This is a genomic window from Nocardia amamiensis NBRC 102102 (genome assembly GCF_001612745.1).
GTDB lineage: Bacteria > Actinomycetota > Actinomycetes > Mycobacteriales > Mycobacteriaceae > Nocardia > Nocardia amamiensis.
In genome coordinates this window covers 1-7,304 of sequence record NZ_BDBA01000313.1, presented here as the reverse complement: position 1 = coordinate 7,304, position 7,304 = coordinate 1, and the positions used below count along the sequence as shown (strand labels likewise).

6 protein-coding genes and 1 tRNA gene are annotated in these 7,304 nt (G+C 68.1%); 4 read left to right on the top strand and 3 right to left on the bottom strand.

What is annotated here, in order from left to right; all coding sequences use genetic code 11:
• The 3 genes from NA4_RS36510 to NA4_RS36500 form a co-directional block, all read right to left on the bottom strand.
• Positions 1-1,139, bottom strand: a 1,139-nt coding sequence (locus tag NA4_RS36510; RefSeq protein ID WP_067480429.1) for a serine hydrolase domain-containing protein, incomplete at its 3' end; no start/stop codon positions are given.
• A gap of 116 nt (positions 1,140-1,255) precedes the next feature.
• On the bottom strand, positions 1,256-2,368 hold the full coding sequence (locus NA4_RS36505; RefSeq protein ID WP_084497772.1) for a cation diffusion facilitator family transporter: 1,113 nt from the start codon (positions 2,366-2,368) through the stop codon (positions 1,256-1,258).
• Entirely contained in the window at positions 2,365-2,739 is a 375-nt protein-coding gene (locus NA4_RS36500) for an ArsR/SmtB family transcription factor (RefSeq protein ID WP_157129519.1), read from the bottom strand. The genes NA4_RS36505 and NA4_RS36500 overlap by 4 nt, the downstream gene beginning before the upstream one ends.
• 674 nt (positions 2,740-3,413) lie before the next feature.
• On the opposite strand from NA4_RS36500, the gene NA4_RS36490 reads away from it, so the two are divergent.
• The 4 genes from NA4_RS36490 (at position 3,414) to NA4_RS36475 (ending at position 7,117) form a co-directional block, all read left to right on the top strand.
• Positions 3,414-4,556: an acyl-CoA dehydrogenase family protein gene (locus tag NA4_RS36490; protein WP_067480420.1), complete on the top strand. Its 1,143-nt coding sequence runs from the start codon at positions 3,414-3,416 to the stop codon at positions 4,554-4,556.
• A gap of 80 nt (positions 4,557-4,636) precedes the next feature.
• A complete protein-coding gene (locus NA4_RS36485; protein WP_067480417.1) occupies positions 4,637-6,109 on the top strand; it encodes a flavin-containing monooxygenase in 1,473 nt (490 codons plus the stop codon).
• Positions 6,110-6,167: 58 nt separating this feature from the next.
• Positions 6,168-6,944: a hypothetical protein gene (locus NA4_RS36480; RefSeq protein WP_067480414.1), complete on the top strand. Its 777-nt coding sequence runs from the start codon at positions 6,168-6,170 to the stop codon at positions 6,942-6,944.
• 97 nt (positions 6,945-7,041) lie between these two features.
• A tRNA-Arg gene (locus NA4_RS36475) sits at positions 7,042-7,117 on the top strand.
• Positions 7,118-7,304: the final 187 nt, after the last annotated feature.

Here is a 7,304-nt window from a genome sequence, read left to right as displayed (position 1 = left end):
TTGGTGAAGCCCAGATGACCGAAGGCGCGTGTGGTATCGGGGCCGAACAGGCTCAACACCCGGCCGCCGAGCATCGGCCCGTACCCGAAGCCGAAATTCATGCCCAGCGTGAGATCGGGCTCGATCCGGGACTGCGGGACCAGCGCCGCGGCGATGGTGTCAGGCCGCATCACCCGCACTCCGTCGAGCTCGCCGCCGCGGCGGAAGATCTCGTAGAAGCGGGTGAACTCCACCGCGGTGCTGACCAGGTTGGCGGCGGGCGCGATGACGCTCAGATAGGCCGGATCGTTGCCGGTCTCGACGGCCTCGGTGAAGCTGACCCCTAGCAGCCGGTCCATGGCATTGGACAGCGGCGGCATCGGCGGCATCCCGGTCGGATAGTTGTGCGCGAGCTTGCGGAAATCCTCCGGCGATACCCCGTAATTGGTCCACCGGAAGCCCAGCGGACGCAGGATCTCCTCGGCCAGAACGGTGCGGATGTCCTTGCCGGTCGCGCGGTGCACCACCTCGCCCAGGATGAAACCGCCCGAGAGCGCGTGATACGACTGGAAGCGGCCGGGCGGCACGGACGGGCGCACCGCGCACAGATTCCGCACCAGCCGTTCCCGATCCGCGACCGCTTCGGCGGTGAGCGCCTCTCTGGGCAGGCTCGCCACACCGGACCGGTGCGCGAGCACCTGCCCGATCGTGATGGATTCCTTGCCGTGACAGCCGTACTCGGGGATATAGCGGCTGACCGGCGCGTGCAGCTCGAGCAGTCCACGCTCGATGAGCAGGTGCACGACGAACGCCGTGACGCCTTTGGACGCGGAGTAGGTGACGAACGGGGTCCGCGTGTCCACGAGAACCTTCGGCGCATCGGGCCCGTCGCCGGGACCGTTGCCGTGCGCGTGACCGAGCGCCCGATCGAAGACGACTTGTCCGTGCCTGCGCACGCACACCTGAATGGCTGGGTGGACACCGCTGCGGTACACCAGCCGCATACGCCGCCAGATGCGCTCGGCGTAGTCGGGCGCCAGGCCGACCTCGGTCGGCGCCACCTCGGCGCCGATCGATGCGACGGAATCGAGATCTTCCGGAATGGGACTGCGTCGCACCAGGTCGGGCAGCTTCGGAAGGGATGGTACGCGCGCGAGCATGGTTCAGTACACACCGACCATGAGCCACATCACACCGGGGATGCTACCCAACGGTAAGCCGCACCGGGCAAGGCCCAGAGGATTCCCCGAACTCATCCGTCCGACGGCAGATGCCCTCAGCTCGGCACCACGACCTCGGTGTGCGCCGGATACGCATGGACCACCGCGGTATTCAGCTTGGGCATCACATGGGTGAGCGTGTGCTCGGCGTCGTGCGCGACCCGGTGGGCGTCCGCGAGCGTGATGGTCGGCGCCACGTCCAGCTCCACGTCGGCATGCAGGCGATGTCCGATCCAGCGCATCCGCAGGCTGCGCACGCCTTGCACGCCCGCTTCGGCGGCCAGCGCCCGCTCGGCCGCGAGGACCAGCTCCGGGTCGACCGCGTCCATCAACCTGCGCAGCACGTCCCGCGCCGCGGTGCGCAAGACCGCGAGGATCGCGACGGTGATCAGCAGCCCGATGATCGGGTCTGCCAGCGGGAACCCCAAGGCCACTCCCCCGGCGCCGAGTAGCACCGCCAGCGAGGTGAACCCGTCGGTGCGCGCATGCAGACCGTCGGCGACCAGCGCCGCCGAGCCGATCCGCCGCCCCACCCGGATCCGGTACAGCGCGACCGTCTCATTACCGAGGAACCCGATCAGTCCTGCCGCGGCGACCCAGCCGAGATGGTCGATCGGCACCGGATCGAGCATCCTGCGGACCGCCTCGTATCCCGCGATCAGCGCCGACAAGGCGATCATCGCGACGACGAAGAGCCCCGCCAGGTCCTCCGCCCTGCCGAACCCGTAGGTGTAGCGCCGGGTCGCCGCCTTGCGTCCGAGCGCGAAAGCGATCCACAGTGGCACGGCGGTCAGCGCGTCGGAGAAGTTGTGCACGGTGTCGGCCGCGAGCGCCACCGAACCGGACACGGCGACGATCAGCAGTTGCAGCGCCGCCGTGCACCCCAGCACGACCAGACTGAGTTTGACCGCGCGGATGCCGATCGCACTGGTCGTGAGCGCGTCGTCGATACGGTCGGCGGCATCGTGGCTGTGCGGGACGAAGATTTCGCGTAGTGCGCCGAGCAGGCCCGTCCGGCGCTCGTGCTGGTGACCGGCGTGGCGGTGCTGGTGCCGATGACTGCCGTGCTGGTGCCGGTGTTCGCGGAGGCGCGCATCCGGTTGGCGGCGGCGACCGGCGCCCTCGCCCGCCGTAACGCGCGCTCCGGCAGCATGTTTCGCCCAGCTCATGACGCGTCCGCCGCGCCGAGGCTGGGCAGTTCGCGCACCGCGCCCGCCCCGCGATGGTGTGCCGGAACGCCAGGTCCCGCATGCTCGGCGTTGTACACCGCGTCCACCACCAATTGCCGGACGTGGTCGTTCTCCAAGCGGTAGAAGATCGTCGTGCCCGACCGGCGGGTGTTCACCAGACGCGCCATCCGCAGTTTCGCCAAATGCTGCGACACCGAGGCAGCAGGCTTGCCGACCTGTCCGGCCAGATCGGTCACCGACAGTTCGCGGTCGACCAGCGCCCACAGCACCTGCACGCGCGTCGGGTCGGCCAGCATCCGGAACACCTCGACAACCAGCCCGACCTGGTCCTCCGCGAGCAGGGGCCGCATTTCCTGGTTATCTGCATTCATACGCAGATACTAGAGCAGAGGGCGGTCCGGGTACAGCGCGCCGCGTCCAGGCCGGTGTGCCGGCGACACCCCCTGCGTCGCCGCCGACACACCGGTCGACCCCGATCCGAACAGCTTTGTTCTAGCCGAGTGTGGCGCTACTACGCCAGGCCGATCGAATGGATATCACCCGAATGAGACAAACCAATGCCTCAGGTGCACGGGCGGATTCGGTTCTCGCCCGCCAGCTACCCGGTTGACCAGCATGAACACTGCGGCGCCAGAGGGAAATCCGGGTGCCTGCTGTACGCACAGCTGCACGTGCAAGCGGAACGTTCGAGTGTCCCCGACATCTCGACCGTGCGCCTTTCGCGGGCACTTCGCCGATGCGATCCGGTCATTGTGCACTGAATGGTCCGCACCCGCGGCGATCTTCGTCCAAATCGTGGTGATCGGCCCCACCCGCGCTTCGTATGCGTTCGACGTCTGGCGCAACGCACTGCCGACGGTGTGCAAGCCTCCAGCGCCCGCGCCGCCCGCCCGCCCCGGTCGGGTGAGCTGCCGCAGAGTCGGCGACACCGCCTGGCGAGCACCGCCCCGGAGGACGAGCGCGCTCCGGGATAACGCCCGGTTACTGTGAACCACGAGAAGCACCGAGCGACCGGAGTAGATCAATGCCAGTGGACCGAATGCTGCCCACCCCGGAGGCCCGGGATCTGCTCGAGCTGACCCGCGACATCGCCGACAAGGTGCTCGAACCGCGGGTAGCCGAATGCGAGAAGACCGGCATCTTCCCCGAGGGCGTCTTCCCCGCGCTCGGGGCCGCCGGACTGCTCAGCCTGCCGTATCCGGAGGAATTCGGCGGCGGCGATCAGCCCTACGAGGTGTACCTGCAGGTGCTCGAGGAGCTTGCCGCGCGCTGGGCCGCGGTCGCCGTGGCGGTCAGCGTGCACAGCCTGTCGTGTCATCCGCTGTTCGGCTTCGGCACCGACGAGCAGAAGCAGCGCTGGCTGGCCGGGATGCTGTCCGGCGAAACCATCGGGGCCTACAGCCTGTCGGAACCGCACGCGGGCTCCGACGCGGCCGCGCTGCGCTGCCGCGCCACCCCGGTCGAGGGCGGCTACCGGATCAACGGCGCCAAAGCCTGGATCACCAACGGTGGCCGTGCCGACTTCTACACCCTGTTCGCCCGCACCGGCGAAGGCTCCCGCGGCATCTCGTGCTTCCTGGTCCCCAGCGACACCGAGGGTCTGAGCTTCGGCAAGCCCGAGGAGAAGATGGGCTTGCGCGCGGTGCCGACCACCACCGCCGCCTACGACGACGCGTTCCTGCCCGCCGAACGCCGCATCGGCGCGGAGGGCCAGGGGCTTTCGATCGCCTTCAGCGCGCTGGACTCCGGCCGTCTGGGCATCGCGGCGGTCGCCACCGGCTTGGCGCAGCGCGCCCTCGACGAGGCCGTGGCCTACGCGAAGGAGCGCGAGGCATTCGGCCGTCACATCATCGATCACCAGGGCCTCGGGTTCGTCCTCGCCGACATGGCCGCCGCCGTCGACTCCGCACGCGCCACGTATATCGACGCGGCGCGCCGTCGGGACCGAGGGCTGCCGTACTCCCGCCAGGCCAGTGTGGCCAAGCTTGTCGCCACCGACGCCGCCATGAAGGTCACCACCGACGCCGTGCAGGTGTTCGGCGGCTACGGCTACACCCAGGACTTCCCCGTCGAGCGCTACATGCGCGAGGCCAAGGTGATGCAGATCTTCGAGGGCACCAACCAGATCCAGCGCTTGGTGATCGCGCGCCAGCTCGCCGGGAACTAACCGCGCAATGTGGCCGAAAATGCCAATCACCTGACCGCGGATGTCTTCGGCCTGCGAGTACTCCGCCGTACTCTCGATGCATGACCTCGCCGTCCATCATCATCATCGGAGCCGGATTCGGCGGCCTCGGCATGGCACTGGAACTTCGGCGTGCCGGACTGGACACGTTCACCATCCTCGAACGCGCCGACGACCTCGGTGGCGTATGGCGCGAGAACACCTACCCCGGCGCGGCCTGTGACGTGCCCTCGCCGCTGTATTCCTGGTCCTACGAACCGAAATCCGACTGGCCACGGCGATTCTCCGAACAGCGCGACATCCACGAGTACATGCGCAGCGTCGCCGGCAAGTACGGCCTGCATCGCTTCATCCGCTTCGGCGCCGAGGTGACCGACGCGGAATTCGACGAGCACAGCGGCCAGTGGACCGTGCGCACCGCCGACGGTTCGCAGCTGTCCGCCGACATCCTCATCCCGGCCGTCGGCCAGCTGTCGCGTCCTGCCATGCCGAACATCCCCGGCATCGATACCTTCGCCGGCCCCGCGTTCCACTCCGCCGAGTGGAACCACGAGGTCGACCTCACCGGCAAGCGCCTCGCCTGTATCGGCACCGGAGCAAGCGCGATCCAGTTCATCCCGCGTATCCAGCCGCGGGCCGCCCACCTCACGCTGTTCCAACGCTCGGCAGCCTGGGTACTGCCGAAGGCCGATGTCGAGTACAGCTCCCGGCACCATGCGCTGTTCAAGTACTTCCCGCCCAGTCGGATCGCGGAGCGCCTCGCCATCTGGTCGTTCTTCGAAGTGCTCGCGCTGGCGCTCACCGACATCCCGGCGATCAAGACACCGGTGATCGGGTTGGCCGACCGGCACCGGGCCAAGCACGTTCCCGATCCCGAGCTGCGCGCGAAGCTGACACCCGACTACGCGGCGGGCTGCAAGCGCGGCCTGTTCTCCAACGACTATTTTCCCGCGCTGGCGCAGCCGAATGTCACCGTGGAGACCACGGCCATCGAGGCGATCACCCCGACCGGTATCCGCACCGCCGACGGCATCGAGCACGAGGTGGACGTCATCGTCTACGGCACCGGATTCAAAGGCACCGAGTTCCTCGCGCCGATGAATATCTACGGCCTCGACGGACGCAAACTGGCTGACGTGTGGGGCGAGGCCGGGGCCCGCGCCTACCTCGGCATCTCCGTGCCGCGGTTCCCCAACCTGTTCATGATGTACGGCCCGAACACCAACGTAGGCTCCGGCTCGATCATCTACATGCTGGAATCCCAGGCCCGCTACATCCGCCAGATCGTCCAGAACCTCGCCGACCGCCCTGGCCGCTACCTCGCCGCCCGCCCCAGCACCGAGCAGCGCTGGGACAACTGGCTCCAGCACCGCCTGAAAGACACCCCGTGGAATTTCTGCACCAGCTGGTACCGCAACGCCGCCGGCCGGATCACCAACAACTGGCCCGGCGCTACGGTGCTCTACCGCTGGAAAACAAGGACTTTCGACCCGTCCGACTACGACGAGACGCAGGCGCCCGCGCGCTCAGCATAACCTCAGCAATCCGTCAGTAAACTGGCCTTATCCGGGGATCGAGCGGAAGAGGTGCGCCGTGGAGTGGCTGCTGATCGTCGTGGTGATCGTCGTGCTGGTCGTCTTGCTGGTGCGGCACGCGCAACGGGGCAAACAGCGCGCAGCCGTCGAATTGGCCGACGCGCTCGCCGACGCGAGACAGGTGAACGAGCGGCTCGGCGGCCAGGTCTACAGCCTCACCGGCGGCAACGAGGCGGCGACCCAGGCACTGGCCGACGCATCCGAGCGACATCTCGCCGCAGGCGCGCAACTCGATCGGGCTCACACCCCCGCACAGGCCCGGCTGGCGAAACAGACCGCGCTGGAAGGGCTCTACTACATCAGGGCCGCGCGCACCGCGATGAGCATGGACCCCGGTCCCGCGATCGCCGCACTAGACGGCCAGGACATCGCCGGGCAGGTCAGCGAGAAGCGCGTGGTCCGGTACGAGGGCAGACAGATCGCGGCCTCACCAGACCCCTCGCCTGCGACGCCGAACTACTACCCCGGCGGCCGCGTCGCCGGACGACCGATTCCCGCGGGTTGGTACTCCGAGCCCTGGTGGAAGCCCGCGCTGATCGGCGGCGCCTGGGGCCTCGGCTCGGCGCTGCTGTTCACGTCCCTGTTCGCCGGAATGTCCGGCGTCGGGTACGACGCCCACGGGTTCGAGAGCGGATACGGCGAGGGATATCAGGACGGCCTGGCCGCTGACCACGGCGGATACGACCAGGGCGGAGACTACTCCGGCGGCACCGACGGCGGCGGCTTCGATAGTGGAGGCTTCGACGGCGGAGGAGGCTTCGACGGCGGCTTCTGATCCACCCCGGCAACTCCCCACCACAGCGATGCGGACTCCCCGCCCTCGACCCGGTAGACTGCGGACGTCCCGGGTAGGCACGCGCTTACCACAACCAGCCTTCGTAGCTCAGGGGATAGAGCACCGCTCTCCTAAAGCGGGTGTCGCAGGTTCGAATCCTGCCGAGGGCACCAACCTGCGACGCGTTTCCGCAGGTAAATAGCATTTCCGACCATCGGCAGGTTGGAAACGTGCAGGTCGAGCGGTTGCCCCAGTGCGTGCCCCAGGGAACGCAAAACAAGGGCAACTGCGGCCGGTAAGTGAATCACGATTCAGGATCTGCAGACTGCCGCGCCCGGAAGACGGCGTTGTCGCGGCGGG